Genomic DNA, 444 nt, shown 5'->3' on the forward strand with positions numbered 1-444 from the left:
CGCCCGCGGGCGCGCCCAAGGCCGACGAGGCCAAGGGCAGGGCGAAGGACAAGGCCAAGACGGACAAGGCCCAGCAGGAGGAGGCCGAGCCCGCCGAGGCGCCGACCGCTCAGGACGTGACGCCCGCCGAGGAGGCGGAGCGCCCCGTGCAGCCCGAGTCGGCCGCCGAGGCGCTGGCCGAGCCGGCCGCCGTGCAGGACGCGGTGCTGGGCGCTCCGGAGGAGGCCAAGGCGCCGGCGGCCGAGGAGGCCGCTGCCACGGGCCGTACGCGCCGCCGGGTCACCCGCAAGGTGACCGCGCCTGCCGGTTCCCCGGCGGGAGCGGAGCCCGCGGTGGTGACCGTCGCCGAGACCGCCGCGCCGAGCGCACCGGCGCCCGAGGCGCAGCCGGAGGAGACTCCGGCGGCGGCCGAGGCGGCCGAGCCCGCCGCTCCGGCCCGCCCGC

At 81.1% G+C, this 444-nt stretch carries 1 pseudogene; it reads left to right on the forward strand.

The annotated features are described in order from the left end of the window. A pseudogene (locus ABD207_RS03015) lies at positions 1–444 on the forward strand (Rne/Rng family ribonuclease); the annotation flags it as partial.

Source organism: Streptomyces thermospinosisporus, from assembly GCF_039526425.1.
In the GTDB taxonomy this organism is placed as follows: Bacteria; Actinomycetota; Actinomycetes; order Streptomycetales; family Streptomycetaceae; genus Streptomyces; species Streptomyces thermocarboxydovorans.